Here is a 25,830-nt window from a genome sequence, read left to right as displayed (position 1 = left end):
GGACTGCGGACCCAACAGCGCCTCCCCGCCCGAGGTTCCGCATCATGGCGCGGGGCCAATGACCTGGCCCGGGGCCTTGATGCAGGGCGCCGGGGGTGCCGGGCGTGGGGCCGATCCATGCTATGCCACCGCCATGCAGACCCAGCCCCCGACCCCTCGCGCCGTCCTCGTTGGCATCCAGACGCCGGAGGTGGACGACGTCGCGCATGAAGCCAGCCTCGACGAGCTGGCACGCCTGGTGAAGACGCTGGGCTACGAGGAGGCGGGACGGGTCTCGCAGCGGCGCGAGGGCACCGGCGCCGGGTCCCTGCTGGGCAGCGGCAAGCTGGCGGAGCTGGCGGCGCTCACGGGCGGCACCGGCGAGGTCACCTCGATGGCGCCCGCGGCGAAATCCAAGGCGCGGCAGCGCTTCGAAGGCGCCACCGATCCGGCCGAGCCCGCTTCGCCCAAGTCCGACCCGGCCAAGCCGGATGCGGCCCGCAGGCCCGAATTCGTCATCGTCGACCATGAGCTGTCGCCCAGCCAGATCCGCAACCTGGAGCGCGCCACCGGGGCGCAGGTGCTGGACCGCACCGGCGTCATCGTCGAGATCTTCCACCGCCATGCCAATACCCGCGAGGCGAAGCTGCAGGTGGAGATGGCGCGGCTGAAATACGTGGCGCCCCGGCTGCGGGAATCCTCCAGCGGCGGCGGCCGGCAGCAGGGGCCCGGCGCCGGCGAGACCAGCCTCGACCTCGACCGCCGCAAGATCCGCGACCGCATCTCGGAGCTGAAGGAGCAGCTCGAGGCGGTGCAGCGCGACAGCGACCAGCGCCGCACCGGCCGGCGGGACCAGCTGCGGGTGGCGCTGGTCGGCTATACCAATGCGGGCAAGTCCTCCCTGATGCGGGCGCTGACCGGCAGCCAGGTGCTGGTGGAGGACAAGCTCTTCGCCACGCTCGATACCACCGTCCGCATCCTGCAGCCGGAAACCCGGCCCCGCGTGCTCGTCTCCGATACGGTCGGCTTCATCAAGCAGCTGCCGCACGACCTCGTCGCCTCCTTCCGCTCCACCCTGACGGAGGCGCTGGAGGCGTCGCTGCTGCTCTACGTGGTCGATGCCTCGGACCCGACCTACGAGGCGCAGCTCGAGGTCAGCCGCGGCGTGCTGCGGGAGATCGGCGCGGAGGAGGTGCCGTCCCGCCTGGTGCTGAACAAGATGGACCGGGTGGATGCGGCCGGCCGTGCCGCCCTGGCGGAGAAGCATCCGGACGCGATCATGCTCTCGGCCCATGCCCCCGCCGATGTGGCCGCGCTGCGCGAGACCATCATGGCCTTCTTCGAGGCGGCCATGGTGGAGGACGTGCTGGTGCTGCCCTATGCCAGGCAGGGCCTGATCGGCGAGATCTACGACAGCGCCCGGGTCCTGTCGGAGGACTACGACGAGAATGGGCGGGTGCTGAAGGTGCGCGGCCTGCCCGGCGCCATCGCCCGGCTGCGGCGGAGCCTCGCGGCGGGGTAACCGCGAGCCGCCCGCTTGGACACCGTCCGGCCGGGCGGGCTAGCATCGCCGCGCCCGGTTCCGAATGGCGGAGCCCGGGCCAGCAGGGACAGGGCACTGCCATGGACATGGTCGTTCGAGATGACGCCGAAGCCCTCGGGCTCTCCTCCCAGCGCCTGGCCCGCATCGACGGCTGGATGGATCGCCTGGTCGCCGAGGGCAAGCTCGCCGGCCTCAGCGTCCTGGTCGCCCGGCGGGACCGGGTCGCCTATCGCCGCTGCTGCGGCCTCGCCGACCGGGAACGCGGCACCGCCATGGCGGATGACGCGATCGTCCGCATCTATTCGATGACCAAGCCGCTCACCAGCGTCGCCATCATGATGCTGTACGAGGAAGGCCGCTTCCAGCTCGACGATCCCATCACCCGCTTCCTGCCGTGCTTCGGCAACCAGCGGGTGCTGGCCGGCGGCGCCCGCGGCAAGGTGGAAACGGTGCCCGCGGTCCGCGACATCACCTTCCGCGACCTGCTGACGCATACCTCCGGCCTGACCTACGGCTTCATGGAATCGACCCTGGTGGATGCGCTCTACCGGTCCGGCGGCGTGGATTTCCAGACCTCGGACGCGACTCTGGGCGAGGTGGTGGAGCGCGCCGCCGCGCTGCCGCTGCTGGCCCAGCCCGGCACCGCCTGGAACTACAGCATCGCCACCGACGTGCTGGGTTACCTCGTCGCGGTCATCTCCGGCCGCCCCTTCGAGGATTTCCTGGCAGAACGGGTCATCCGGCCGCTCGGCATGGTCGATACCGGCTTCCAGGTGCCGGCCGGGAAGCTCGGCCGTTTCGCCGCGAATTACGGCCGCGGCCCCGACGGCAACCTGATGCTGATCGACGATCCCGCGAAGAGCCGCTTCACCCAGGCCGGCCGCATCGCCTCCGGCGGCGGCGGGCTCTGCTCCACCGCCGACGACTACCTCCGCTTCTGCCGGATGATGCTGAACAAGGGCGAACTGGAGGGCACCCGCCTGCTCGGCCGCAAGACGGTGGAGTTGATGACCGCCAACCACCTCGGCGGCGACATGGCGGCGATGGGCCAGCCGCGCTTCAGCGAATCCAGCTACGAAGGCATCGGCTTCGGCCTCGGCTTCTCGGTCATGCTGGACCCGGCCCGGGCCCAGGTGCTCGGCAGCCCCGGCGAATATGCCTGGGGCGGCGCCGCCAGCACCGCCTTCTGGATCGATCCCGCCGAGGAGATGGCGGTGATCCTGCTCACCCAGCTCATGCCCTCCTCGACCTATCCGATCCGGCGTGAGCTGCGGGTGCTGACCTATCAGGCCATCATCGACTGAGGCGGCGCGGCTTCAGTCGATGATGGCGCCGTAGACCAGGGCATTGAGCACGCGGCGGTAGTGCTGCCGGATCATCCCCGGTGTGCTCGCCATGAAGACCACCGCGAGCTCCTCCTTCGGGTCGACCCACATGGCGGTGCCATAGGCGCCGTTCCAGGTGAACATCCCGGGGCTGCCGAGCACGTCCGAGCCGCCTTCCCGCCGCACCGCGACGGTGACGCCGAAGCCGAAATTGGTCAGGTGGGATTCGGTCGTCGGCACATTGTTGGCGATCTCCCGATAGAGGTGGTCGCGGGTCATCTCCTCCACGCTCTTCCGCGCCAGCACGCGCTTGCCCTCCAGGGTGCCGCCGTTCAGCAACATCTGGGCGAAGCGGATGTAGTCGGCCGCGGTCGAGACCGCTTGGCCGCCGCCGCCCTCGAAGCCGGGCGCGCTGAGGCCGACGCGATTCTCCTGCGGTCGGCCGGTCAGCGGGTCGGTCGGCAGCGGCGTCGCGTAGCGGCCGCGCTGGGCCTCCGGCACGACGAAGCCGGTATCAGACATGTTCAGCGGCCGCAGGATGCGCTCGGCCATGGCCTCGCCCAGCGACTTGTCGGTGCGCTCCTCGATGATCAGGCCCAGCACGTCGATCGAGAGGCTGTATTCCCAGACCGTGCCGGGCTGGTGCAGCAGCGGCAGCCCGGCCATGGCGGCGATGAAGTCCGGCCGGCTCATCCGGGCATAGCCGCCGAGGGTCCGCTGCCAGAGCTGATGCGCCGGCGTCGTGCCGCGGGCGCCGTAGACGATGCCGGAGGTATGGCGCGCCAGGTCGATCACCCGGATCGGGCGCTCGGCCGCGACGGTATTCTCCGGATTGCCGTCGACCGCGACGCGCATGCTGCCCAGCGCCGGGTAGAAGCGGCTGACCGGGTCGTTCAGCGAGAGGCGGCCTTCCTCCAGCACCGACATCAGGGTGGCGCCGGTCAGCACCTTGGTCATGCTGGCGATCGGGAAGATGGCCTCGCGGGTCATCGGTCGGGTGCGGCCGCCGTCCTGGAAGCCGAAGGCCTCGTAATAGGCCAGCTTGCCGCGGCGGGCGATGGCGACGACGGCGCCGGGCATGCGGCCTTCGCGGACCTCGGCATCGATGGTGCTGCCGATGCGGGCCAGCCGTTCCGGCGAGAAGCCGAGGGTATCCGGCGCGGCACGCGGCAAGGGATCGGCGGCCAGAGCCGGCGGGGGTGCCGGCACGGCGGCCAGCAGCATCCCCGCGACGAGCAGATGTTTCATGGTTCGTATCCTCCGGAAGGAAGCCTAGACCGCCCTGCCCCCGGCTTCCAACAGCGGCCGGCCGCTACCGGCCGCCCAGCTTCCGCCGGAGCTCGGCCCAGCGATCGATGATCGGCAGCAGCGTCTCGCGGCCCTCGGCCGGCAGGCTGAAGACCGCCCGGTCGATGCCGATCTCCTCGCAATAGCGGAGCTTGGCGAGGTTCTCGGGCGCGCGGAAGACGGTGATCGGCAGGCCGGCGGCGTCGCGCCCCGCCTCGGCCGCCATCCGGCGGAATTCCTCGACCAGCACGCCGATGCCGTCCCGCTCCAGCCGGTCGGCCCGGGGGATCCAGCCGTCGCCGTAGCGGATCGCCCGCCGGGCGCCATAGGGGAAGGCGCCGCCGACGATGATGGGCGGATGCGGCGCCCGGTAGGGCTTGGGCCATTGCTTCATGCGGTCGAAATTCACGAATTCGCCGTGGTACTCGGGCTCCTCCTCGGTCCAGATCGCCTTCATCGCCTCGACCCGTTCCCGTGCCAGCTTGTGGCGGGTGCCGAAACCGGTGCCGTGGTTCTCGATCTCATCCTGGTTCCAGCCATTGCCGATGCCGAACAGGAAGCGGCCCTGCGAGAGCTGGTCGAGGGTGGAGACCATCTTGGCGGTGACGATGGGATCGCGCTGGGTGACCAGGGCGATGCCGGTGCCGAGCTGCAGCCGGGTGGTGACGGCCGCCGCGGCGGTCAGGGCGAGGAAGGGATCCAGGAGCTCGTAGTAGGGCCGGATCAGCGGTCCCCCGGCCGGATAGGGCGTCTTCCGGGAGGAGGGGATATGCGTATGCTCCGGCACCCAAAGGGATTCGAAGCCGCGTTCCTCCAGCAGCCTGGCGAGTTCGGCCGGCGGCATGGAAGCCGCCGTGAAGAACATGACGGCGCCGATCTTCAGCATCCCGGTATCCTCCGGCGTGGCGGGCCGGTGCAGCTTGGCACAACCCGCAACGCCGGCAACCGTGGCGGCAGCCCTTACGGCGCGGTCTCCAGCAGGCTGCCGTGGACCCAGCCCTGGGTGCCGTTGGTATCGACCTGCACCCAGCCGCCGGGTGCCCGGCCGATGACCGCCAGGGCCTCGCCCGCCGCGGCGACGCGCTGGACATCGCCGCCCGGCGCGCTGCGCAGCCGGGCCGGGCTGCGTACCACCACCGTCTCCGCCGCGGCACCGGGGGCTCCGCCGCCGACGGCGGCCCCGGGGGCGCCACCGCCGAAGGTCGCGGCGGCCGGCGTCGCGGAGGCACCGCTATAGGCCAGCGGCGGCATGGCGGCGGGCGCGGCGGCCATGGGAGCCTCGGCCGCCGGCGCCGACTGGTCGCGGCAATACCGCGCCGCGGCCTGGGCCCCGGCATGCGGCAGGCCCGGTCCCTGTTCCATCACCGTCTGGTAGCGCGGCGCGATGCCCGGCAGGCTTTCGCTGCGCGGCAGCAGCACGCGCAGGACGAAGGGGGCCTCGGGCCCGCCCGAGGCCGGGCGCACGGTGCCGCAGACCGCCCGCTCATCGGCCGGGCCGAAGTCGAAGACCTGCATGGCGCCGAAGCGCAATTCCCCGGCCTGGCGCAGCCGGCCGCGCAGCGCGGTCTCGGCCGCGTCGATCATGCGGGATTCGGCCGAAACCGGCACCACCCCGGCCGCGGTGCTGGGCCCCTGCGGCCGCAGCAGCACGACGCCACCCGTCGCAACCAGGCCGATTATGGCCAAGCTCAGCCCCATCCCACGCATACCGGTATCCCTTTGGCGACCGGCCCCGCTGCCGGTCCCGCCCTGCCGCCTCAACGCACCAGCAACGCAAGGTTGCCTAGCCGACAAGATCGCGATGCCTCCTGGCACGCGATTGGCATGACGGCGGCCGAACCACCGCATCCGCCCCGCCGGCACCCGCATTGCCCGGCCGGGAGGCAGCTTTTCACCGCAAGGTAAAGGAATTGCACCATGTCCGAGGCCATCGCCATACCGCGCGGGACATTCCCTGCCCCTGGCCAGGAGATCATGGCGGGCGATACCGTGCGGCTCCGGATGGGAGTCGAACAGCGGATGCTGGGCAAACCGAAGTACCCGCAGGAATTCCCCGGCCTCGCGCCCGAGGGCGCGCTGGGTTTCCGCACCCATCGGATCGGCGCGGCGGCCTTCGCATGAGTCTGCCCCGCCGCGCCCTGCTGGCCGCCCTCGCCCCCGCCATCATCCCTGGCCTTGCCCAGGCGCAATCGCCGCCCGCCTGGCCGGACCGGCCGATCCGCTGGATCGTCAACTTCCCGCCCGGCGGGGCCGGCGACACGCTGTCGCGCATCCTCGCCGAGACCATCGGCACCCGGCTCGGCCAGCCCATCGTGGTGGAGAACCGGCCCGGCGCCGGCGGCCTGGTCGGTGCCGACCTGGTCGCCAAGGCGCGCGGCGACGCGCATGTCGTCATCATGTCCAATGCCGCCTCGCATGGCATCGGCCCGGTGCTGTATCCGGCCGTGCCCTATGACCCGCTGGCGGATTTCATCCATGTCGCGGCGGTCGGCACCTTCCCGAGCGTGCTGGTGGTCAACCCCGGCGTGCCGGCGCAGAGCCTGGCCGAGTTCGTCGCGCTGGCGAAAAGCCGCGCCGGCGGCCTCGCCTACGGCACCGGCGGCAATGGCACGATGAACCACCTGATCGGCGTGCTGCTCGCCCGCGCCACCGGGGTCGAGCTGACCCACGTGCCCTATCGCGGCTCCGCCCCGGCGCTGGCCGATGCGATCGGCGGGCAGATCCCCGCGGTGATGGAAAGCCTGCCCATCGCCCTGCCGCATCTCCGCGCCAACCGGCTGCGGGCGCTGGCGACCAGCGAGGCCGGGCGCGATGCCTCCCTGCCCGAGGTGCCGAGCTTCACCGAGGCCGGCTTCCCGGCCGTGGTCAGCACCAATTGGTTCGGCTTCTCCACCCCCGCCGGCATCGCCCCGGCCATCACCGAGCGCTGGCGGGCGACCATCGCCGAGGCGCTGGGCGAGGCGAAGCTGCGCGAGCGCTTCGCCGGGCTCGGCGTCGTCCCGGGAACGATGGGACCCGCGGAGTATACCGCCTTCATCGCCGCGGAGCTGACCCGCTGGCGCGGGGTGATCCAGGCGGCGGGGGTGAAGCCGGACTGAGCGGGCTTACAGGGCGAGCAAATTACCCCTCCCGGGTGAAGTCACCCGTTCGGGGTTTGCTCTACCCCGGCTCCAGCCCCGCCTCCTTCGCCCGCGCGGTCAGCTCCGCGATCTGGCTGCGCAGGATGGTGCGGAACTGCTCCGGCTCGGTGCCGCGCGGCACATAGCCCAGCCGCGCCACCTTCTCGGCGAATTCCGCGGAGGCCAGCACCTTGTTCATCGCCGCATTGGCCCGGGCGATGATCGGCGCCGGGGTGGCGGCGGGCACCGACATGCCGAACCAGAAGTCGAAACCGTAGCCGGGCAGCAGGCTCGCCACCGGCGGGATCTCCGGCGCCAGGGCGAAGGGCTTGGCCGAGGTCACCGCCAACACCCGCACCTTGCCTTCCCGCACCTGCGGCATGCCGGCGGCGAAGTCGGTCCAGGTGCTGTCGATCCGCCCGGCGATCACGTCGGTCAGCGCCTCCGGCCCGCCGCGATAGGGCACCGCCGTCATCTCGACGCCGGCCATCCGTGCCATGGTGGCGGAAGCGATGAGCGCGCTGGAATTGCCGTGGCTGAAGGTCAGGTTGCGGCGCTTGGCCAGATCGAGCAGCCCGCGCAGGTCCTTCGCCGGGCTGTCGGCCGGCACCACCAGAATGTAGGCGGTCTCGGCGATGTAGCCGATCGGCGCGAAATCCTTCAGCGGGTCGTAGGGCAGCTTCGGCACGAGATAGGTATTCAGCGCGCCGTTGGTCACGCTCAGCACGCACCAGGTATGCCCGTCCGGGGCGGCGCGGGCGACGCTGTCGGTGCCGATCACGCCGCTGCCGCCGGGGCGGTTGTCGATGATGACGGGCTGGCCGAGCTCGCGCCCCAGTGGCTCCGACAGGTGGCGCATCAGCGTATCGGTGACGCTGCCGGCCGGAAAGGCGACCACCAGGCGGATCGGCCGGTCGGGCCAATTCCCCTGGACGCTGGTGCCTTGGGCGCGGGCGGCGGCGGGCAGCAGCAGCGGCGCGGCGAGTGCCAGGCGACGGGTCAACATCAGCGCACACCCCCGAGGTAGCGGTGGATTTCGGTATTGTCGGCGCGGGGCCCAAGCTCCGCCATGGCATCGGTCCAGAGCATGCGGCAGAGCGCCAGCGCCTTGGCATCGAAGCCGGTCTCGGCGGCGATGCTGCCCGCCGTCTCCAGGTCCTTCCGCATCAGGCCGAGCTGGAAGCCGCCCTGGTAGCGGCCGGGCAGGATCTCCTGGCGCACCTTGGTCTCGGTGGCGATGTTGCGGCCGGAGGAGGCATTCATCACATCCGCCAGCACGCCGAGGTCGAGGCCCAGCGCCTCCCCCATGTGCAGCGCCTCCGCCGTCGCCAGCAGCCCGGCGGCATAGACGTAGTTGTTCAGCGCCTTCATCGCATGCGCGCTGCCGACCGCGCCGGTGCGGATCAGCGTCTCGCCCATGCCGCGCAGCACCGGCTCGGCCTGGGCCCAGGCGGCCGTCTCGCCGCCGACCATGATGGCGAGCGTCCCGGCCCGGGCCTTCACCACGCTGCCCGAAACCGGCGCATCCACCAGCGCCGCGCCGCGCGCCGCAGCCAGCGCCGCCAGCCGCCGCGTCTCCCCGGGCAGGGAGGAGCCCATGTCGATGACGAGCTGGCCGCCGCGCAGCCCGGCGAGCAGGCCGGCCGGCCCTTCCATCACCTGGGCGACGATCTTGCTGTCGGGCAGCATCAGCACGATCACCCGGGCGATATCCGTCACCGCCGCCGGCGTCTCGACGAAGCAGACGGCGCCCGGGGCGCTGCCCTCGGCCAGGGCGGCGCGGGCCGCGGCGCTGGGGTCGCAGGCCACCAGGCTCTGGCCGTTCCGCAGCAGGCTGCGCGCCATCGGCAGCCCCATCATGCCCAGTCCGATGAAGCCGATCGGCTCACCCATGGATAGTCCCTCCGTTGATTGCGGCGGACTGAACACGCGGGCCCGGCCCCTGGCAACCCGGCGGCCGGGGCTGTAGCCTTCACAAGGTGACATTCCGCTGCTTCAGCGCACCTTGGGTGGCGCCCCTCGCCGCCACCCTGCTGATGCAGGCGGTCGCCTCCGGACTGGGCCAGACCCTGCCGGTGATCGCCCCGCTGCTGACCGGCGCCGCCGGCCTCAGCCCCGAGAGCATCGGCCCGCTGAATGCGATGGCCGCCGCCGGCACCGTGGTCTTCCTGCTGTTCGGCGGCGCGCTGCTGGCCCGCCTCGGCCCGGTGCGGGCGCTGCAGGGCGGCACGGCCATCTCGGCGCTGGGCCTGCTGCTGGCCGGCTTCGGGACGCTGCCGGCGCTGCTGCTCGCCTCCTTGCTGCTCGGCTTCGGCTACGGGCCGCCGCCACCGCGCCGCCGCAGCACCGGACGCTCATCTTCTCGGTCAAGCAGGCCGGCGCGCCGCTGGGCGGCGCCGTCGCCGGCCTCGCCGCCGCGCCCATCGCCGCCGCCTGGGGCTGGCAGGCCGCAGTGCTGGCCGCGGTCGGCGCCGCGCTGCTCGCCTGCCTCCTCGTGCAGCCGCTGCGGACCAGGCTGGATGCGGAGCGGGAGCCGGCGCGTGCCGTCTCGCTGCGCGCCATCCTCGGCCGCGGCAACCTGCTGGCGCCCTTCCGCGCCATGCGGCTGGACCCGATGCTGCTGCCGCTCTCGGCGCTCGGCCTCGCCTATGCGGTGGCGCAGGGCTGCCTCTTCACCTTCTGCGTCACCTGGCTGGTCGAGGCGCGCGGCCTCGGGCTGGTCGCCGCCGGCAGCGTCTTCGCCGCCATGCAGGTGGCCGGAATCATCGCCCGCATCGCCCTCGGCTGGCTGGCCGACCGCACCGGCAATGCGCCGCGCAACCTGATGGTGCAGGCCTTCGCCGCCGCCCTGGCGCTGGTCGCCTTCACCCTGCTGCCGCCCGGCGCGCCCTTCGCGTGGCTGCTGACGCTGGCCGCGGCGAACGGCTTCCTGAGCGCGAGCTGGAACGGCATCGTCATGGCGGAGGTCGCCCGCCTCGCCCCGGCCGAGAGCATCGCGGAGGCGACCAGCGGCTCCACCCTGCTGGTCTTCTGCGGCTATATCGCCGGGCCGGCCGCCTTCGCCGCGCTGGTGCCGCTGCTCGGCGGCTTCGAGGCGCCCTTCCGGCTGGTCGCGGCGCAGCTCGCGCTCGCCGCGCTGGCCATGGCCTGGCGCCTGCGCCGCGCCCCTAGGCCACCCAGGATGCCTTCCGCTTCCCCTTGAAGGCGGCGATCCCCTCGGCCGCCTCCGCGCTCGAGGCCGTCCGCGCGAAGGCCGCCGCCCCCACCTCGGCATAGCCCTCGGGCGCGATCGGGCCGAGCGCCGCCAGCAGCCCCTTGGTCTCGGCCAGCGCCCCCGGCGCGCCTTCCAGCACCGCGGCGATGGTCGCCTGCACCTGCCGCTCCAGCGCCGCCGCATCGGCCAGCACCTGATGCACCAGCCCGATCCGCCCGGCCTCCGCCGCATCGATCACGCTGGCTTCCAGCACCAGCCGCGTCGCCGCAGTGCGCCCGGTGCGCTTGACCACCCAGGGCAGGATCTGCGCCGGCACCAGGCCGCGCCGCACCTCGGGCGCGGCGAAGCGCGCGGCCGCGGTGGCGAAGGCGATATCGGCCGAACAGGCGAAGCCCAGGCCCCCGGCGTGGCAGGAACCCTCGATGGCGGCGATCACCACCTGCGGCAGGGCGGCGATATCGCCGAAGCGCGCCCCGGTCCGCCGGTTGCGCAGGGTCTGCCGCGCCAGCTTCTGCTCGGGCGTCTCGTCCGAGGCGACTTCGGTCAGGTCGAGCCCGGCGCAGAAATGCCCGGCAGCGCCGCCGATCACCAGCACCCGGGCGGCGGCATCGGCGGCGAGTTCGGCCAGCAGCCGGTCCCAGGCCTCGCCCATCGCGGTGCTGAGGGCATTGCGCCGCTCCGGCCGGTTCATCACCGCGCGGACGACGGGTCCCTCGCGCGTCACCAGCAGCGGCGTGTCATCGGCCATGGGCTTGGTCCTTTATTCGGGCAGGAAGTCGGGCACCGACAGGTAGCGCTCCCCGGTGTCGTAATTGAAGCCCAGCACCCGCGACCCGGCCGGCAATTCGGGCAGCTTCTGCGCGATCGCCGCCAGGGTCGCGCCGGAGGAAAGGCCGACCAGCAGCCCTTCCTGCGTCGCCGAGCGCCGGGCGAAGTCCTTGGCGGCGTCGCCGCTCACCTGGATGACGCCGTCCAGCAGATCGGTATGCAGGTTCTTCGGCACGAAGCCGGCGCCGATGCCCTGGATCGGATGCGGCGAATGCTGGCCGCCCGAGATGACCGGGGAGGCACTGGGCTCCACCGCGAAGACCTGCAGCTTCGGCCACCGGGCCTTCAGTGCCTGGGCGCAGCCGGTGATGTGACCGCCGGTGCCGACGCCGGTGATCAGCACGTCCAGCCCCTCGGGGAAATCGGCGATGATCTCCGGCGCGGTGGTCCGCACATGGATGTCGATATTGGCCGGATTCTCGAACTGCATCGGGATCCAGGCGCCGGGGATGCTGGCCGCCAGCGCCTCGGCCTTGGCGATGGAGCCCTTGATGCCCTCGGCCCGCGGCGTCAGCTCACAGGTCGCGCCATAGGCGGTCATCAGCCGGCGCCGCTCGACCGACATGCTGTCGGGCATGACGAGGATGACCCTGTAGCCCTTCACCGCCCCGGCCATGGCCAGGCCGATGCCGGTATTGCCCGAGGTCGGCTCGATGATGGTCCCGCCCGGCTTCAGCCGGCCATCGGCCTCGGCCGCCTCGACCATGGCGATGCCGATGCGGTCCTTGATGGAGCCGCCGGGGTTCGAGCGTTCCGACTTGATCCAGACCTCGGCATCCGGGAACAGCCGGCCGAGCCGGATATGCGGCGTCTTGCCGATGGTCTCGAGAACGCTGGCAGACTTCATGACCCTGGTCTCCTTGCTGAGGCGGATCTGGGCATCGGCACCGCCCGCCTGCAACCCCGCTCCCCCGCCCGATCCGCAATCGGTTGGCTTTCTCCGGCATGGCCGGCCGGCCCCGGCTTCGGGCTTCCGGCCTCCTCTGCTAGACCTCGCCTCCCATCGCTTCGGAGACGACCATGCCCGCCCCCATCGCCCTCGGCATCATCGGCTTCGGCATCATGGGCGAACGCCTGCTGCGCGCCGCGCTCGGCCATGCGACCGAATTCGCCACCCCCGTCGGCGTCTGGGACCCCTCCCCCGCCGCCGCCGCGCGGCTGGCGGCAGCGGCGCCGGGCGTGCCCATGCTGGCCTCCGCCGCGGCGGTGATCGAGGCCTGCGACTGCCTCTACATCGCCGCGCCGCCGGCCGCGCATATCCCGCTGGCCGAGGCGGCGCTGGCCGCCGGCCGCGCCGTCTTCCTGGAGAAGCCGCTGGCGACCGACCTCGCCGCCGCCCGTGCCTTCGTCGGCCGCGCCGAGGCGGCCGGTGCCCGTGCCGCGGTGAATTTCCCCATGGCCTCCTCCCCCGCCATCGCCCAGCTTTCGGCCTGGCGCGCCGGGCTGACGCCGGAAGCGCTGGCCATCACCGTCGCCTTCGCCCGCTGGCCGCGCGGCTGGCAGCAGGATGCCGCGGGCTGGCTCTCCCGCCGCGCCGAGGGCGGCTTCACCCGGGAGGTCGTCTCCCATTTCCTCTTCCTCACCCGCCGCCAGCTCGGCCCGCTGGCGCTGCAGGAAGCCAGCGTGAGCTATCCGCCCGGCGATGCTGCCGAGACGGCGATCACCGCCAGGCTCACCGCCGGCGGCATCCCGGTGACGCTGACCGGCGGCGTCGGCACCACGGCGCAGGACGACCACAACAGCTGGGTGCTGAACGACGCGATCCGCATCCGCGACTGGTCCTTCGCCGAGCGCCGCGGTCCCGAGGGCTGGGCCGCCGCGCCGGATGCCATGCCGAACGAGCGGATGCGCCCGCTGGTGCTGCGCGGCCAGATCGCCGGCGTCGCCGCCATGACCCGCGGCGAGGCGCATCTCCTGGCGACCCTGCGGGAGGCGCTGGAGGTGCAGGAGATCGTGGAGGCGATCCTGGCCGCGCCTCAGTCCAGCGGCAGCCCGACGTAATTCTCGGCGAGGGTCATCGCCCCGGCACGGGACCGGCAAATGTAGTCGAGTTCCGCCACCTGCACCTTGTGCTCGAAGGGATCGCCGCCGTCGAAGCGGTGCAGCATGGAGGTCATCCACCAGGAGAAGCGCTGCGCCTTCCAGATCCGCGCCAGCGCCTTCGCCGAATAGCCATCGAGCAATTCGCTGCCGCGCCCTTGGCAGAAGGCCTCGATGGCGCGGGCCAGCACGCGGATGTCGGCGATCGCCAGGTTCATCCCCTTGGCGCCGGTGGGCGGGACGATATGCGCGGCATCGCCGGCCAGGAACAGCCGGCCGTGCCGCATCGGCTCGACGACGTAGCTCCGCATGGCGGTCATGCCCTTCTGCAGGATCGGGCCCTCGTTCACCTGGTCCAGGCCGTCGTGCCGCGCCAGCCGCGCATGCAGCTCCGACCAGATGCGGTCGTCGGACCAGGCGGCGATGTCCTCATCCGGCGCGCATTGCAGGTAGAGCCGCGAAAGGGTCGGGCTGCGCATCGTCGCCAGGGCGAAGCCGCGCTCGTGCCGGGCATAGATCAGCTCATGCGAGGCCGGCGGCGCGGCGGCGAGGATGCCGAGCCAGGCGAAGGGATAGACCCGGTCATAGGCGGTCAGCACCCCGGGGGGGATCGCCGGGCGGCAGATGCCGTGGAAGCCGTCGCAGCCGGCGATGAGGTCGCAGTGCAGCACCCGCGCCTCACCGTCCTCGGTATAGGTGATGCGCGGGGCATCGGTATCGAGGTCATGCACCGCGACATCCCCGACCTCGAACCGCAGCGGCCCGCCCTGGGCCAGCCGCGCGGCGATCAGGTCCTTCACCACCTCCTGCTGGCCGTAGATGGTCACTTGCTTGCCGGTCAGGCCCTTGAGGTCGATGCGGTGGCCAGCGCCGCCGAAGCGCAGCTCCAGCCCGTCATGCGCCATCCCCTCCCGCTGCAGCCGGGCGCCGAGGCCGCTCTCGGTCAGCACGTCGACGCTGCCCTGCTCCAGCAGCCCGGCGCGGATGCGCTCCTCGACATAGGCGCGGGACTTCGCCTCCAGCACCACGCTCTCGATGCCGGCCAGGTGCAGCAGATGCGCCAGCAGCAGCCCGGCCGGCCCGGCACCCACGATCCCCACCTGCGTCCGCATCCCGCCCCGTCCTTGCCTGTCCCGACCAATCTGTAGGCTTGCACCCCGGGCGCCAAGGCACGACCTTCGGGGGAAGCGCGAAGGAGCGATCCATGGACCAGAACACCCCCGTCTGCGGCCGCGATGGCTGCGAGCTGCCCGCGACCCAGGCCGAAACCCTGCCCCTGGCCGCCGTCCCCTCCCGCATCGACATCGTCTCCGACGCCATCTGCCCCTGGTGCTGGGTCGGCAAGCGCAACCTGGAGGCCGCCCTGGCCCAGCTCGCCGCCGAGGGCGAGCGTTTCGAGATCTTCTGGAGTCCCTTCCAGCTCAACCCCGACATGCCGCCCGAGGGCGTGGAGCGCGCCGCCTACCGCGCCGCCAAATTCGGCAGCGAGACCCGCGGGCGGGAGCTGGATGCCCAGGTCGCCGCCTCCGGCCGTGCCGCCGGCCTCGAATTCCGCCACGACCTGATGCTGCGCACGCCCAATACCATCGATGCCCACCGGCTGATCCGCCTCGCCGGCGGCCTGGGCGGCACGGTGCAGAACGACCTGATGGAGGCGATCTTCCGCGGCTACTTCCAGGAAGGCAAGGACATCGGCAGCCATGCGGTGCTGGCCGGGATCGCCGCCCAGGTCGGCCTCGATGCCGACCGCGTCGCCGCTTTTCTCGCCAGCGGCGACGACGCCGAGGAAGTCCGCGCCGAGGATGCCGGCTTCCGCCGCGGCGGGCTTTCCGGCGTGCCGACCTTCGCGCTGGAAGGGCATGTGCTGTTCAGCGGGGCGATGCCGCCGGAGAATATCGCGGATGCCTTCCGGCGCGGGCTCTCGATCCTGCGGGAGCGGGCGAAGGCGGCCTAGGACGCCAAGGCCGGGGAGAAGGTAGTCTCCCCGGCCCCCATCATCTGTTTCTGGAATTCAGACTCAGTAGGTTGCCCGGCCGCCCGACACGTCGAACACCGCCCCGGTCGAGAAGCTGCATTCCTCCGTCAGCAGCCAGCAGACCAGCCCGGCGATCTCCTCCACCTCGACGAAGCGGTTCGCCGGGATCTTGCTCAGCATGTAGGCGATCTGCGCCTCGGTCATCTGCTTGAAGAGATCGGTCTTGGCCGCCGCCGGCGTCACGCAATTCACCCGGATGTCGGTCGTCGCCAGCTCCTTGCCCAGCGACTTGGTTAGGCCGATCACCCCCGCCTTGGCCGCCGAATAGGCCGCGGCGTTGGGGTTGCCCTCCTTGCCGGCGATCGAGGCGATGTTCACGATCCGCCCGTAATTCCGCGCCCGCATCCCCGGCACCACCGCCCGGCAGCAGAGGAAGACGCCGGTCAGGTCGATCTCGATCACCTGCCGCCAGGCATCGACCGGATAGGTTTCCACCGGCACGTTCGGCCCGGTGATCCCGGCATTGGCCACCAGGATATCGACCGGCCCCAGCGCCGCCTCGGTCGCCGCCAGCGCCGCCTCGATGCCGGCATGGTCGGTCACGTCCACCCTGGCCGCATGGCCGCCGAGCCGGGCGGCGACGCGTTCGGCCTCGGCCAGGTCCACGTCCCAGATCGCCACCCGGCCGCCGCTGGCGGTGATCCGCTCGGCGATCGCCAGGCCGATCCCCCGCGCACCCCCCGTGACGACCGCGACGCGCCCCTTGAGATCGAGCTGATTCATGGCAAACCTCCCCTGTCGGCCGGTACCGGCCTTGCAACGCTGCGACGCAACCTAAAAGCCCCTGACGTGCTTGGCGATGGTGGCTCCAGGACCGATCCGGGTTAGTAGGAGCACAGGTGGGGGAGGTGAGGGCATGGCCTTCGTGGTGGCGGTGGCACAGCAGAAGGGGGGCGCCGGGAAATCGACCGTGGCGGCCAATCTCGCTGCCGCCCTGGCGGCGGGGGGCCATCGCGTCGCCCTGCTGGATACCGATCCGCAGCAATCCCTGGTCCGCTGGCATGCCGAGCGGGTGAAGCAGGCGGCCAAGGCAGCCGCCCTCACCTTCGACAGCCCCTCCGGCTGGCGGGTCCCCGGGGCGCTCGACAAGCTGCGGCGCAACCAGGATTTCGTCATCGTCGATACGCCGCCGCATGCGGAATCCGAAGCCAGGCAGGTCATCCGCGCCGCCGACCTGGTGCTGATGCCGATGCAGCCCTCGCCGGCCGATTTCTGGGCCAGCGAGGCGACCGTCAAGCTGGCCCAGGCCGAGCGCCGCCAGGTCGTGGTGGTGCTCAACCGCGCGCCCGCCCAGGGCAAGATGAAGGCCAACATCCTGGCGGCGCTGGCCCAGCGCGGCGTGCCGGTGCTGGCCGAAGGCCTCGGCAACCGCGTCCAATTCGCCAGCGCCTTCCTCGATGGCCTCGCGGTCACCGAAGCCTCCCCGAAAAGCCCCGCCGCGGCCGAGATGCGGGCGCTTGCCGCCGCCGTCGCCGCCCTAGTCGTCAGGATGAAGCATGTTGGGTAACCTGTTCTACGCGTTGCATGTCCTGGGCGCGGTGCTCTGGGTCGGCGGGATGGCCTTCGCCATCCTCACCCTCCGCCCGGCGCTCGGCGTGCTGGAGGCGCCGCAGCGCCTCGCCCTGCATGAGGCGGTGCTGGCGCGCTTCTTCCGCCTCATCTGGCATGCCATGCCGATCATCCTGATCACCGGCTACGCGCTGCTGTTCGGCTGGTACGGCGGCTTCGTCGGCGCCGGCTGGCATATCCATGCGATGCACCTCACCGCGCTGATCATGGCCGCCACCTTCGTCGCCATCGTCACCGGCCCCTGGAAGGAATTCCGCGCCGCGCGCGCGAAGTCGGACAATGCCGGGGCCGCGGCCGCGGTGAACCGCATCCGCCAGCTCGTCACCATGAACCTTGCCCTTGGCCTGCTGACCGTCGCGGTCGCCGCCTGGGGCCGCTTCGGCCACTGAGCATGACCGACATCATCATCAGCGAGGACGACTACCCGGAGATGGAGGCGGTCGCCGCCATCCAGCGCGGGCTGCATTCCTACAACCAGGACATGGGCGGCCCCTATGACCGCGAGCCGGTGACGGTGCTGGCCCGCGATCCCGAGGGCGCCGTGCGCGGCGGCCTGCTCGGCCTGACCTACTGGAACTGGCTCTTCATCGACTGGCTCTGGCTGGCGCCCGACCAGCGCGGCAAGGGCCTCGGCGGCCAGCTGCTGGACCGGGCGGAGGCCATCGCCCGTACCCGCCAATGCACCCATGCCTATACCGATACCTTCAGCTTCCAGGCGCCCGGCTTCTGGACGCGCCGCGGCTACGAGGAATTCGGTCGGCTCGACGGCATGCCGCAGGGCCATGCCCGCCTCTGGTTCCGCAAGACGCTCTGATCCGCCGGCGCCCGCGCCCCATCATCCAATCAAGGAAACGCCCCCATGAAGGCAGCCGTCGTCACCTCCTCCGGCGTCCAGGTCATCGACGTCGCCGAACCGAAGCCGGGGCCGCATGAGGTCCTGGTCCGGGTCCGTGCCAGCGGGCTGAACCGCGCCGATCTCGGCGTCGCCGCCGGCCATGCCCATGGCCGCATGGGCGGGGCGGGCACCATCCTCGGCCTGGAATTCGCCGGCGAGATCGCGGCGGTCGGCACCGAGGTTCCGGCCGAGTTCACCCCGGGCCTCAGGGTGATGTGCAGCGGCAACGGCGGCTACGCCGAATATGCCGTCGCCGACTGGGGCCGCACCACGCCCCTGCCGGACAGCAACATGAGCTGGGCCCAGGCCGCCACCCTGCCGGTCGCGCTGCAGACCATGCATGACGCCATCATGACCAATGGCGCGCTGAAGCCGGGCCAGACCATCCTGATCCAGGGCGCCTCCTCCGGCGTCGGGCTGATGGGCATGCAGATCGCCAAGGCGATGGGCGCGAGCCAGGTCTTCGGCTCCTCCACCAATGCCGCGCGCCGGGCGAAGCTGGCGGAATTCGGCTGCGACCTCGCCATCGATACCAGCGACGCCGCCTGGCCCGACCAGGTGCTGGCGGCAACCGAAGGCCGCGGCGTCGACGTCATCATCGACCAGGTCTCGGCCAGCGTCGCCAATGCCAATATGCGCGCCTGCGCCATCCTCGGCCGCATCGTGAACGTCGGGCGGCTCGGCGGCGCGAAGGGCGAGTTCGACTTCGACCTGCATGCGCTGCGCCGCATCGCCTATATCGGCGTCACCTTCCGCACCCGCAGCGTGGCCGAGGTGCGGGAGATCAACCGCCGCATGCGGGCCGATCTCTGGCCGGCGGTGGAGGCAGGCAAGCTGGCCCTGCCGATCGACCGCGTCTTTCCGCTCGCCGAAGCCGTCGAGGCGCTTGCGCATATGCGCAACAATCAGCATTTCGGCAAGATCGTGCTGGCAGACTGACCGCCGGCCTGCCAGGGGCGCTGAGAGTGGAGCCGGGATTGAGCGAGGACCAAGGGCAGCACCGGAACCAGCCCGGCCCGGGACCGGCGACACCCCCGGTGCCCGAGGGTCCAGGCGCCGGCACAACCGAGGCCGGCCCGGCCGAGCCCTGCTTGGCCGAAGCGGACCGGCTTCGCGCCGCGCTGGCGGCCATGACCGCGGCCCATGCCGAGGCCGAGGCCCGCGCCGCCCGCGCCGAGCGCACCATCGCCACCCTGCGGGCCGAGGTCGCCCTGCTGAGCGCCGCCCGCAATGCGGCCGAGAAGGCCCGCAATTTCGCCCAGGAAGCGGCCATGTCCCAGCATGGGGAGCTGATCCGCCTGCGCGCCGAAACCGGCATCATGCCGGAAGCCCCGCCGGTGCTCAGCCCCGCGCCGCCCCCGCCGCCACCGCCGCCGCCCCTCCCCTTCGACGAGGACTGGTACCTGGCGACCTATGGCGACGTGAGGGCGGCGGTGGCGGCGGAGATCTTCCCCTCCGGCCGCGACCACTACCTCCAGCACGGCCGGGCGGAAGGCCGCCAGCCGCTGCCGGAACCGCCCAAGGCCAAGCAGGGCTGAAGGCTTCCCCTGGCGGCGCCGTCGCTGCCGCGCCAGACTGCCGCCCTGCGGGCGCAACGCCGCCCGCATCCAAGGGGGGACACCAACCATGCTCGGCCGCATCCTGGCCGGGGCCGCACTCGGCCTCGCGCTCCACCTCAGCCCCGCCCCACTTACCCCCGCCGCTGCGCATGGCCCGAACCAGCCACCGCACCAGATGGCCCGGCTCGGCGACCTCACGCTGGAAAGCGGCGAGACCATCCGCGACTTCGGCATCTCCTATGTCACGCACGGAACGCTGAACGCGGCGAAGTCCAATGCCATCCTCATGGTCACCGCGGTCGGCGGCAACCACCACCGGCTGGACTTCCTGATCGGCCCGGGCAAGGCGCTGGATACGGAGAAGTATTTCATCGTCGCCACCGATGCGATCGGCAACGGCCTGACCACCTCCCCCAGCACCAGCACGGCGCAGCCGCGCATGCGCTTCCCGCGCTACGCCATCCGCGACATGGTCGCCTCGCAGCACCGGCTGCTGACCGAGCACCTCGGCATCAACCATGTCGTCGCCGTGGTCGGCCCCTCGATGGGCGGGATGCAGGTGCTGCAATGGGGCGTCAGCCAGCCCGACTTCATGGACAGCCTGGTCGCCATGGTGCCGCTGGCCCGCACCCCGGCCTGGACCGTCGCGGTGCTGGAGGCGAGCCGCAAGGCCATCATGCTCGACCCCGCCTGGGCCGAGGGCAACTACACCGCCCCGCCGGAGCGCGGCATCCGGCTCTGGCGCGACATCCTCAGCTTCCTCGCCGCCCGCAGCCCGGAGCTCTACCGCGACCAGTTCGCGCAGGACCCGATGGCGGTGCTGCCCTGGCTGCAGCAGCAGGAGACCGCGCAGCTGACGGCCTTCGACGCCAACGACTGGCTGTACCAGACCTGGGCCTATGAGCGGCACGACATCGGCGCGACGCCGGGCATGGGCGGCGACCTGATCCGCGCGCTGCGCGCCATCAAGGCCAAGACCCTGATCCTGACCGGCACCAAGGACCTGCTGAACCCGGAATACGAGCCGCAGGAGGCCGCCCGCTTCATCCGCGACGTCCGCGTCGTCACCATCAGCCCGGGCACCGTCACCGGCCATGCCGCGGCCGGCGGCGGCGCCCCGGCCGACGTGGACTTCCTGAACCGGGAGACCGCCGGCTTCCTCGACCTCGTCGCCCGCGGCGCCCGGCGGAACTAGCTTGAGCCTAGCCGCAGCGGACGGACATGCCGCCATCCACCACCAGCTCCGTCCCCGTGACGAACCTGGCCTCCTCCGAGGCCAGGAACAGCACCGCGGCGGCGGTATCCCGGCCGTCCCCGGCGAAGCCCATCGGGATGCGCGACAGCCGCTGCTTCACCAGCGCCTCCACATCGCCGCCGGCCCGCTGCCCAGCCAGCCGGGTCTCGACCATCGGCGTGTGCATCTGCCCCGGCACCACCGTATTCACCCGGATGCCGCGTGCCGCATATTGCACCGCGACGACCCGCGAGAGCTGGATCACCCCGGCCTTGGAGGCGGCATAGGCGACCTGCGCCGCCCCGGTCCAGCGGATGCCGGAGGTGGAGGCGAGATTCACCACCGCGCCGCCGCCCTGCCGCTCCATCACCGGCAGCACGTGCTTGAGGGTGAGGAAGACGCTTTTCAGGTTGGTGTCGATCTGCAGGTCCCAGACCTCCTCGCCCATCTCCACCGGCCCGCCGGGCGCCGAGCCGCCGACGTTGTTCACCAGCACGTCGATGCGGCCATGCCGGGCGACGATATCGGCCACCAGACCAGCGATCGCGGCGCCGTCCCGCACGTCGAGCGTCGCCGGCTCGAAGCGGCCGCCCTCGGCGGCGATGCGCTCGGCGGTCTCGGTCATGGACTCAGGCGACCGGTCCACGCCGACGACCATGGCGCCCTCCCGCGCCAAGCCGACCGCGATGGCCCGGCCATTGCCCCATCCCGGGCCGACGCAGCCGGCCCCGGTGACCAGGGCGACCTTGCCCGCGAAACGCTGTGCCATTCTTCCGCTCCATCCCTCAGCCATGGCGTCCCTTCTAGCGCCGGCCCAGGCTGCAGCAGAATCCACCGAATATCCGGGACGAAATCCATGACGCGACGCCTTCTCCTCGCCACGCTCCTGACCCTGGCAGCAACGCTGCCGGCCCAGGCCCAGGACCGCTTCCCCAGCCGCCCCATCCGCCTGGTGGTGCCCTTCGCCGCCGGCGGGCCGAGCGACATCATCGCCCGCATCCTGGCGCCGCGCATGGGCAGCACCCTGGGCCAGCCGGTCATCATCGAGAACCGCGCCGGGGCCGGCGGCGTCACCGGCGTCGACGTCATCGCCAAGGCGGCACCCGATGGCTATACCTTCGGCATCGGCAGCGCCGGGGCGCTGGCCATCTCCCCCAGCCTCGGCCGCGGCACGCCCTACGACCCCAGCCGGGACCTGCTGCCGATCAGCCTCGCGGCCCTGGTGCCGGAACCGGTGGTGGTGCCCGCCGCCTCCCCCTTCCGGACCCTGCAGGAGCTCGTCGCCGGGGCCAAGGCCAAGCCCGGCTCGCTGAACTTCGGCACCACCGGCAACGGCAGCATGCCGCATCTGGCGGCCGAGCAGCTCCGCGCCGCCGCCGGCATCGATATCGTCAACATCTCCTACAACAGTGGCGGCCAGCTCGCGACGGCGGTGCTGCGGAACGAGGTCCAGCTCGGCTTCGCCGACCTGCCGGTGCTGCTGTCCAACATCCAGGCCGGCAGCCTGCGGGCGCTGGCGGTCGGCACGCCGCAGCGGCTGTCCTGGCTGCCGGACGTGCCGACCTTCGTCGAGCTCGGCCTGCCCGGCGTCGATGCCAGCAACTGGCACGGGCTGGTCGCCCCCGCGCGCATGGCCGAGGCGCCGCTGCGGCTGATCCGCGAGGCCGCCCTCGCAGCGCTGCGCGACGCCGAGGTGCAGCGCCTGCTGCACGACCAGGGCGCCATCCCCGGCGGCAACAGCCCGGAGGAATTCGCCGCCTTCCTGCAGTCCGAGCTGGTGAAGTGGCGCGAGGTGATCCAGCGCAACAACATCTCCCCGGACTGAGCGGCCGGGGCACCACCTTCGCATCAGCCGCCTCCCATGCCTCAATGCCAGCCGCATTCGAGGATGACCGGCATGACCCACCCGCTCCGCATCGGCATCTGGGCACTCGTCCACGGCAACCGCGCCGCGCTGAACGACCCGGAGGAACCCTACGACGCCTCCTGGCCACGCAACCGCGCCCTGGTGCTGGAGGCCGAGCGCCTCGGCTACGACTGCACCCTGGTGGCGCAGCACACCGCCAATCCGCACAAGGAGGAGCTGGACCAGCTCGAGGCCTGGACCTCCTCCGCGGCGCTAGCGGCCGAGACCAGCCGGATCGAGATCATCGCGGCGATCAAGCCGATGCTCTACCACCCGGTGGTGCTGGCCAAGATGGCGCTGCAGATCGAGCACATCAGCCGCGGCCGCTTCGCCATCAACCTGGTCAATGCCTGGAACCGGAAGGAGATCGTCGATGCCGGCATCCCCTTCCTCGAGCATGACGACCGCTACGCCTATGGCGGCGAATGGCTGGAGGTGGTCGAGCGCCTGATGCGCGGCGAGCGCGTCGACCACCAGGGGACGCATTTCCGGATCAGGGACTACATGCTGCGCCCGGCCGGCACCTTCCGCCCGCGCCCGCGCATCTACATCGGCGGCGAATCCGAGCCCGCCCGGGCGCTGAGCGCGGCGCAGGCCGATGTCTGGTTCATCAACGGCCAGCCGCTGGAGGATGTGCGGGCGCTGATCGAGGACGTCTCGCGCCGCCCGCGCAGCGGCGCCCCGCTGCGCTTCGGCCTTTCCGCCTTCGTCATCGCGCGGGAGACGGCGGCCGAGGCCGAGCGGGCCTACCAGCGGCTGCTGGCCCTCGCCGCCGAGGACGGCGAGATCAAGGCCTATGTGAAGGCCAATACCGACCCCGCGGTGGTGATGCGCCAGACCATGGCGAAATCCGTCCGCGTCGGCACCAACGGCGGCACCGCCGCCGGCCTGGTCGGCAGCTACGAGGAGGTCGCCGCCCGCATCGCCGCCTTCCACGAGATCGGCATCGAGACCCTGCTGGTGCAGTTCCAGCCCTTCGAGCCGGAGATGCGCCGCTTCGCCGAGCACGTCATGCCCCGCCTCCGCGGCCTCCGCCAAGCATGAGGCACCAGGCATGAGGCGGCGTGCGCTGCTCGGCGCCGCCCTGGCGGCACCCGGCCTCGCCCAGGCCCAGCCGGATTGGCCCAGCCGCCCGCTGCGGCTGGTGGTCCCCTTCCCGCCCGGCGGCGCCTCGGACCTGCTTGGCCGGCTGCTGGCGGAGCAATTGCAGGCCCGCCTCGGCCAGACGGTGGTGGTGGAGAACCGCGGCGGCGCCGGCGGCCTGACCGCGGCGGACTACGTCGCCCGGCAGGCACCCGATGGCCATACGCTGATGCTCGGCACCCAGGCGACGCAGGTCTTCAACAAGTACCTCTATGCCCGGCTGCCCTACGACCCCGACCGCGAATTCACCGCCATAAGCACCGTCGCCGCGGTCGCCTTCGTCCTGGTGGTCACGCCCGGCATCCCGGCCGCCGACCTGCCCGGGCTGATCGCCTATGCCCGGGCCAATCCGGGCAAGCTCAACTACGGCTCCTCCGGCATCGGCGGCGGCATGCACCTGGCGACGCACCTTTTCGCCGAGCGGGCCGGCGGCGCGATGGTGCACGTGCCCTATCGCGGCGCCGCCGCCGCCGTCACCGCCCTGGTGCAGGGCGAGGTCCAGCTCATGGTGGACCTGGTGCCCAACAGCCTGCCGCTGGTGCGCGGAGGCCAGTTGAAGGCCTTCGCCGTCGGCCTGCCGGAGCCGACGCCGCTGCTGCCCGGCGTGCCGACCTTCCGGCACTACGGCATCGCCGACTTCGACGTCGCCTCCTGGTTCGTCCTGGTCGCCGCCGGCCGGGTGCCCGCCCCCGTCGAGGCCCGGCTGCGCGAGGCCACCGCCCAGGCGCTCGCCGACCCCGGCTTCGCCGCCCGGCTGGACGCGGTCTCGGCCCGGCCCATGCCGCTGGCGGGAGAGGCGCTGCAGGCCTTCCTGGCACGCGAGAATGCGCGGTGGGAGCCGATCATCCGCAGCACCAGGGTGCAGCTCGACTGAAGCGCCGGCCTTCCCGCCCGCCGCGGGACGCGCCACAGTCGCCCGCCCGGTCCCGCCGGGCCAAGAAAGCACCGAGGAACCGCCATGATGCCGACCATTCCCCGGCGGGCCGCGCTGGCGCTGCTGGCCGCGCCCGCCCTCGCCCATGCCCAGGTTTTCCCGCAGCGCACCATCACCGTCATCGTGCCCTCCGCGCCGGGCGGCACGCTGGATGCGCTGGCGCGCTTCTTCGCCCAGGCCATGGCGCCCCTGCTCGGCCGCAACGTGGTGGTGGAGAACGTCAGCGGCGCCGGCGGCCTGGTCGGCATGCAGCGCGCGGCGCGGGCGGAACCGGACGGCCACACGCTGTCCTTCGGCAACATGGGCGTCATGGCCGTCGGCTATGTCCTCAACCCCCATGGCGGCTTCGACCCGCGGCGGGACATGGCGCCGGTCTCGCTGGTCGCCGACGTGCCCATGGTGCTGGCCGGCAGTCCGCGGCGGGAGCCCCGGACCCTGGCGGCGCTGCTCGCGCGCATCCGCGGCAGCGACGGCCAGGCGACCTTCGGCACCGCCGGCCTCGGCACCACCAGCCATCTCGCGCCGGGCTACCTGCTGCACCTGGCGGGGCTGAAGGGAACGCTGGTCTCCTACCGCGGCGCCGGCCCGGCGATGAACGACCTCGCCGCCGGGGTGGTGGATGCGGTGATCGACCAGACCGTGACGATGATCCCGGCGCATCGCGGCGGCACCGCGGTGGCGCTGGCGGTCAGCGCGGCGCAGCGCATCCCGCAACTGCCCGATGTCCCCACCTTCATCGAGGCCGGGCTGCCCGGCTTCGACCTGGTGATCTGGAACGGCTTCGCCGCCCCGCCCGGCACCCCCGCCCCGGTCATCGCCCGGCTGGCCGAGGCGCTGGAGGCGGCGCAGCAGGATGCGGCGCTGCAGGGCCGGCTGCAGGAGCTGGCGAGCACCGCACCGCCCGCCGCGGCGCGCGGCCCGGCGGCGATGCAGGCGCGGATCGCCGCCGATGTAGAGAAATGGACCGGGCTGATCCGCAATTCGGGGATGAACCAGGAGTAGCAGCGGAGACCGGAGACCCTCAGCATTCATTGAAGCGCCATCACTTGGCAACCGGTGGCTGGCATCCCGGCCGATGTCTGCGGCGTCCCGATCATCGAACCAAGGATGAGGTATCCGCATACACGGAATGCGATTATCGAGATTGTGAATTTCGCGTCCTGGCTGCAGATTGCAGACAACTCAGGCGTGCCGGTTGGTCGTCGACCAAGGCATTCGTG

At 71.9% G+C, this 25,830-nt stretch carries 26 protein-coding genes and 1 pseudogene; 17 read left to right on the top strand and 10 right to left on the bottom strand.

The features are described from left to right. Positions 1-133 precede the first annotated feature (133 nt). Together hflX and AC0IW9_RS09065 are read left to right on the top strand one after the other, a co-directional pair. Complete coding sequence (hflX, locus tag AC0IW9_RS09070; RefSeq protein WP_471647906.1) at positions 134-1,501, top strand: GTPase HflX; 1,368 nt, start codon at positions 134-136, stop codon at positions 1,499-1,501. Positions 1,502-1,602: 101 nt separating this feature from the next. Next, the gene (locus AC0IW9_RS09065; protein WP_471647905.1) at positions 1,603-2,826 is read left to right on the top strand and encodes a serine hydrolase domain-containing protein; all 1,224 of its coding nucleotides are present in this window, start codon (positions 1,603-1,605) and stop codon (positions 2,824-2,826) included. A gap of 12 nt (positions 2,827-2,838) precedes the next feature. Here AC0IW9_RS09065 and AC0IW9_RS09060 read toward each other — a convergent pair whose 3' ends face one another. The 3 genes from AC0IW9_RS09060 to AC0IW9_RS09050 all read right to left on the bottom strand — a co-directional run bounded on the left by AC0IW9_RS09060 (position 2,839) and on the right by AC0IW9_RS09050 (position 5,820). Further along, positions 2,839-4,095, bottom strand: a complete 1,257-nt coding sequence (locus tag AC0IW9_RS09060) for a serine hydrolase domain-containing protein (protein WP_471647904.1) — start codon at positions 4,093-4,095, stop codon at positions 2,839-2,841. A 64-nt stretch (positions 4,096-4,159) separates the two neighbouring features. After that, a complete protein-coding gene (locus AC0IW9_RS09055; RefSeq protein WP_471647903.1) occupies positions 4,160-5,020 on the bottom strand; it encodes an LLM class F420-dependent oxidoreductase in 861 nt (286 codons plus the stop codon). 74 nt (positions 5,021-5,094) lie between these two features. Further along, entirely contained in the window at positions 5,095-5,820 is a 726-nt protein-coding gene (locus AC0IW9_RS09050) for an SH3 domain-containing protein (RefSeq protein WP_471647902.1), read from the bottom strand. Between the two features lie 231 nt (positions 5,821-6,051). On the opposite strand from AC0IW9_RS09050, the gene AC0IW9_RS09045 reads away from it, so the two are divergent. Next, a complete protein-coding gene (locus AC0IW9_RS09045) occupies positions 6,052-6,255 on the top strand; it encodes a hypothetical protein (RefSeq protein ID WP_471647901.1) in 204 nt (67 codons plus the stop codon). Beyond that, positions 6,252-7,232, top strand: a complete 981-nt coding sequence (locus AC0IW9_RS09040) for a Bug family tripartite tricarboxylate transporter substrate binding protein (RefSeq protein WP_471647900.1) — start codon at positions 6,252-6,254, stop codon at positions 7,230-7,232. The genes AC0IW9_RS09045 and AC0IW9_RS09040 overlap by 4 nt, the downstream gene beginning before the upstream one ends. 61 nt (positions 7,233-7,293) lie before the next feature. Here the strand turns inward: AC0IW9_RS09040 and AC0IW9_RS09035 are convergent, their stop codons facing one another. Beyond that, positions 7,294-8,259 carry a Bug family tripartite tricarboxylate transporter substrate binding protein gene (locus tag AC0IW9_RS09035; RefSeq protein WP_471647899.1) on the bottom strand — a complete coding sequence of 322 codons (966 nt, stop codon included), beginning with the start codon at positions 8,257-8,259 and terminating at the stop codon, positions 7,294-7,296. After that, positions 8,259-9,146 (bottom strand): NAD(P)-dependent oxidoreductase, encoded by an 888-nt coding sequence (locus AC0IW9_RS09030; RefSeq protein ID WP_471647898.1) that lies wholly within the window; start codon positions 9,144-9,146, stop codon positions 8,259-8,261. The genes AC0IW9_RS09035 and AC0IW9_RS09030 overlap by 1 nt, the downstream gene beginning before the upstream one ends. 143 nt (positions 9,147-9,289) lie before the next feature. Here AC0IW9_RS09030 and AC0IW9_RS09025 point away from each other — a divergent pair. After that, positions 9,290-10,455, top strand: a pseudogene (locus AC0IW9_RS09025) (MFS transporter). On the opposite strand, the gene AC0IW9_RS09020 reads toward AC0IW9_RS09025, so the two are convergent. After that, the gene (locus tag AC0IW9_RS09020) at positions 10,421-11,215 is read right to left on the bottom strand and encodes an enoyl-CoA hydratase/isomerase family protein (protein ID WP_471647897.1); all 795 of its coding nucleotides are present in this window, start codon (positions 11,213-11,215) and stop codon (positions 10,421-10,423) included. The pseudogene AC0IW9_RS09025 and the gene AC0IW9_RS09020 sit on opposite strands and share 35 nt — an antisense overlap. Before the next feature lie 12 nt (positions 11,216-11,227). Continuing rightward, entirely contained in the window at positions 11,228-12,142 is a 915-nt protein-coding gene (gene cysK, locus AC0IW9_RS09015) for a cysteine synthase A (protein WP_471647896.1), read from the bottom strand. A 173-nt stretch (positions 12,143-12,315) separates the two neighbouring features. On the opposite strand from cysK, the gene AC0IW9_RS09010 reads away from it, so the two are divergent. Beyond that, entirely contained in the window at positions 12,316-13,296 is a 981-nt protein-coding gene (locus tag AC0IW9_RS09010; protein ID WP_471647895.1) for a Gfo/Idh/MocA family oxidoreductase, read from the top strand. Here AC0IW9_RS09010 and pobA read toward each other — a convergent pair. After that, entirely contained in the window at positions 13,272-14,447 is a 1,176-nt protein-coding gene (gene pobA / locus AC0IW9_RS09005; RefSeq protein ID WP_471647894.1) for a 4-hydroxybenzoate 3-monooxygenase, read from the bottom strand. The genes AC0IW9_RS09010 and pobA overlap by 25 nt on opposite strands. Positions 14,448-14,539: 92 nt before the next feature. On the opposite strand from pobA, the gene AC0IW9_RS09000 reads away from it, so the two are divergent. After that, on the top strand, positions 14,540-15,289 hold the full coding sequence (locus AC0IW9_RS09000; RefSeq protein WP_471647893.1) for a DsbA family oxidoreductase: 750 nt from the start codon (positions 14,540-14,542) through the stop codon (positions 15,287-15,289). A gap of 63 nt (positions 15,290-15,352) precedes the next feature. Here AC0IW9_RS09000 and AC0IW9_RS08995 read toward each other — a convergent pair whose 3' ends face one another. Continuing rightward, positions 15,353-16,093, bottom strand: coding sequence for an SDR family NAD(P)-dependent oxidoreductase (locus AC0IW9_RS08995; protein ID WP_471647892.1), 741 nt, complete (start codon positions 16,091-16,093; stop codon positions 15,353-15,355). 133 nt (positions 16,094-16,226) lie between these two features. Between AC0IW9_RS08995 and parA the strand changes: the two genes are divergently transcribed. The 6 genes from parA (at position 16,227) to AC0IW9_RS08965 (ending at position 20,588) form a co-directional block, all read left to right on the top strand. After that, complete coding sequence (gene parA / locus AC0IW9_RS08990) at positions 16,227-16,877, top strand: ParA family partition ATPase (protein ID WP_471647891.1); 651 nt, start codon at positions 16,227-16,229, stop codon at positions 16,875-16,877. Then, complete coding sequence (locus tag AC0IW9_RS08985; RefSeq protein WP_471647890.1) at positions 16,867-17,328, top strand: CopD family protein; 462 nt, start codon at positions 16,867-16,869, stop codon at positions 17,326-17,328. The genes parA and AC0IW9_RS08985 overlap by 11 nt, the downstream gene beginning before the upstream one ends. A 2-nt stretch (positions 17,329-17,330) precedes the next feature. After that, on the top strand, positions 17,331-17,753 hold the full coding sequence (locus AC0IW9_RS08980) for a GNAT family N-acetyltransferase (RefSeq protein ID WP_471647889.1): 423 nt from the start codon (positions 17,331-17,333) through the stop codon (positions 17,751-17,753). Between the two features lie 45 nt (positions 17,754-17,798). Continuing rightward, positions 17,799-18,773, top strand: coding sequence for a zinc-binding dehydrogenase (locus AC0IW9_RS08975; RefSeq protein WP_471647888.1), 975 nt, complete (start codon positions 17,799-17,801; stop codon positions 18,771-18,773). 38 nt (positions 18,774-18,811) lie between these two features. Continuing rightward, the gene (locus tag AC0IW9_RS08970) at positions 18,812-19,372 is read left to right on the top strand and encodes a hypothetical protein (protein WP_471647887.1); all 561 of its coding nucleotides are present in this window, start codon (positions 18,812-18,814) and stop codon (positions 19,370-19,372) included. A gap of 88 nt (positions 19,373-19,460) precedes the next feature. Then, complete coding sequence (locus tag AC0IW9_RS08965; RefSeq protein ID WP_471647886.1) at positions 19,461-20,588, top strand: alpha/beta fold hydrolase; 1,128 nt, start codon at positions 19,461-19,463, stop codon at positions 20,586-20,588. A 7-nt stretch (positions 20,589-20,595) separates the two neighbouring features. Here the strand turns inward: AC0IW9_RS08965 and AC0IW9_RS08960 are convergent, their stop codons facing one another. Continuing rightward, a complete protein-coding gene (locus AC0IW9_RS08960; RefSeq protein WP_471647885.1) occupies positions 20,596-21,396 on the bottom strand; it encodes an SDR family NAD(P)-dependent oxidoreductase in 801 nt (266 codons plus the stop codon). Positions 21,397-21,483: 87 nt separating this feature from the next. On the opposite strand from AC0IW9_RS08960, the gene AC0IW9_RS08955 reads away from it, so the two are divergent. The 4 genes from AC0IW9_RS08955 to AC0IW9_RS08940 all read left to right on the top strand — a co-directional run bounded on the left by AC0IW9_RS08955 (position 21,484) and on the right by AC0IW9_RS08940 (position 25,612). Next, the gene (locus AC0IW9_RS08955; RefSeq protein ID WP_471647884.1) at positions 21,484-22,452 is read left to right on the top strand and encodes a Bug family tripartite tricarboxylate transporter substrate binding protein; all 969 of its coding nucleotides are present in this window, start codon (positions 21,484-21,486) and stop codon (positions 22,450-22,452) included. Between the two features lie 72 nt (positions 22,453-22,524). Beyond that, a complete protein-coding gene (locus tag AC0IW9_RS08950) occupies positions 22,525-23,577 on the top strand; it encodes an LLM class flavin-dependent oxidoreductase (RefSeq protein WP_471647883.1) in 1,053 nt (350 codons plus the stop codon). Between the two features lie 10 nt (positions 23,578-23,587). Continuing rightward, complete coding sequence (locus tag AC0IW9_RS08945) at positions 23,588-24,550, top strand: Bug family tripartite tricarboxylate transporter substrate binding protein (RefSeq protein WP_471647882.1); 963 nt, start codon at positions 23,588-23,590, stop codon at positions 24,548-24,550. An 84-nt stretch (positions 24,551-24,634) separates the two neighbouring features. Next, complete coding sequence (locus AC0IW9_RS08940) at positions 24,635-25,612, top strand: Bug family tripartite tricarboxylate transporter substrate binding protein (RefSeq protein ID WP_471647881.1); 978 nt, start codon at positions 24,635-24,637, stop codon at positions 25,610-25,612. The last annotated feature ends 218 nt before the right edge of the window (positions 25,613-25,830 follow it).

This window comes from Belnapia sp. AC561 (genome assembly GCF_979252845.1).
Note: the sequence above shows the minus strand (reverse complement) of the source record. Positions and strands in the feature narration are given on the sequence as shown.

Coding starts and splice junctions, on each gene's coding strand:
- hflX (WP_471647906.1), top strand. CDS start 134: ATGCAGACCCAGCCCCCGACCCCTCGCGCCGTCCTCGTTGGCATCCAG.
- AC0IW9_RS09065 (WP_471647905.1), top strand. CDS start 1,603: ATGGACATGGTCGTTCGAGATGACGCCGAAGCCCTCGGGCTCTCCTCC.
- AC0IW9_RS09060 (WP_471647904.1), bottom strand. CDS start 4,095: ATGAAACATCTGCTCGTCGCGGGGATGCTGCTGGCCGCCGTGCCGGCA.
- AC0IW9_RS09055 (WP_471647903.1), bottom strand. CDS start 5,020: ATGCTGAAGATCGGCGCCGTCATGTTCTTCACGGCGGCTTCCATGCCG.
- AC0IW9_RS09045 (WP_471647901.1), top strand. CDS start 6,052: ATGTCCGAGGCCATCGCCATACCGCGCGGGACATTCCCTGCCCCTGGC.
- AC0IW9_RS09040 (WP_471647900.1), top strand. CDS start 6,252: ATGAGTCTGCCCCGCCGCGCCCTGCTGGCCGCCCTCGCCCCCGCCATC.
- AC0IW9_RS09035 (WP_471647899.1), bottom strand. CDS start 8,259: ATGTTGACCCGTCGCCTGGCACTCGCCGCGCCGCTGCTGCTGCCCGCC.
- AC0IW9_RS09030 (WP_471647898.1), bottom strand. CDS start 9,146: ATGGGTGAGCCGATCGGCTTCATCGGACTGGGCATGATGGGGCTGCCG.
- AC0IW9_RS09020 (WP_471647897.1), bottom strand. CDS start 11,215: ATGGCCGATGACACGCCGCTGCTGGTGACGCGCGAGGGACCCGTCGTC.
- cysK (WP_471647896.1), bottom strand. CDS start 12,142: ATGAAGTCTGCCAGCGTTCTCGAGACCATCGGCAAGACGCCGCATATC.
- AC0IW9_RS09010 (WP_471647895.1), top strand. CDS start 12,316: ATGCCCGCCCCCATCGCCCTCGGCATCATCGGCTTCGGCATCATGGGC.
- pobA (WP_471647894.1), bottom strand. CDS start 14,447: ATGCGGACGCAGGTGGGGATCGTGGGTGCCGGGCCGGCCGGGCTGCTG.
- AC0IW9_RS09000 (WP_471647893.1), top strand. CDS start 14,540: ATGGACCAGAACACCCCCGTCTGCGGCCGCGATGGCTGCGAGCTGCCC.
- AC0IW9_RS08995 (WP_471647892.1), bottom strand. CDS start 16,093: ATGAATCAGCTCGATCTCAAGGGGCGCGTCGCGGTCGTCACGGGGGGT.
- parA (WP_471647891.1), top strand. CDS start 16,227: ATGGCCTTCGTGGTGGCGGTGGCACAGCAGAAGGGGGGCGCCGGGAAA.
- AC0IW9_RS08985 (WP_471647890.1), top strand. CDS start 16,867: ATGTTGGGTAACCTGTTCTACGCGTTGCATGTCCTGGGCGCGGTGCTC.
- AC0IW9_RS08980 (WP_471647889.1), top strand. CDS start 17,331: ATGACCGACATCATCATCAGCGAGGACGACTACCCGGAGATGGAGGCG.
- AC0IW9_RS08975 (WP_471647888.1), top strand. CDS start 17,799: ATGAAGGCAGCCGTCGTCACCTCCTCCGGCGTCCAGGTCATCGACGTC.
- AC0IW9_RS08965 (WP_471647886.1), top strand. CDS start 19,461: ATGCTCGGCCGCATCCTGGCCGGGGCCGCACTCGGCCTCGCGCTCCAC.
- AC0IW9_RS08960 (WP_471647885.1), bottom strand. CDS start 21,396: ATGGCACAGCGTTTCGCGGGCAAGGTCGCCCTGGTCACCGGGGCCGGC.
- AC0IW9_RS08955 (WP_471647884.1), top strand. CDS start 21,484: ATGACGCGACGCCTTCTCCTCGCCACGCTCCTGACCCTGGCAGCAACG.
- AC0IW9_RS08950 (WP_471647883.1), top strand. CDS start 22,525: ATGACCCACCCGCTCCGCATCGGCATCTGGGCACTCGTCCACGGCAAC.
- AC0IW9_RS08945 (WP_471647882.1), top strand. CDS start 23,588: ATGAGGCGGCGTGCGCTGCTCGGCGCCGCCCTGGCGGCACCCGGCCTC.
- AC0IW9_RS08940 (WP_471647881.1), top strand. CDS start 24,635: ATGATGCCGACCATTCCCCGGCGGGCCGCGCTGGCGCTGCTGGCCGCG.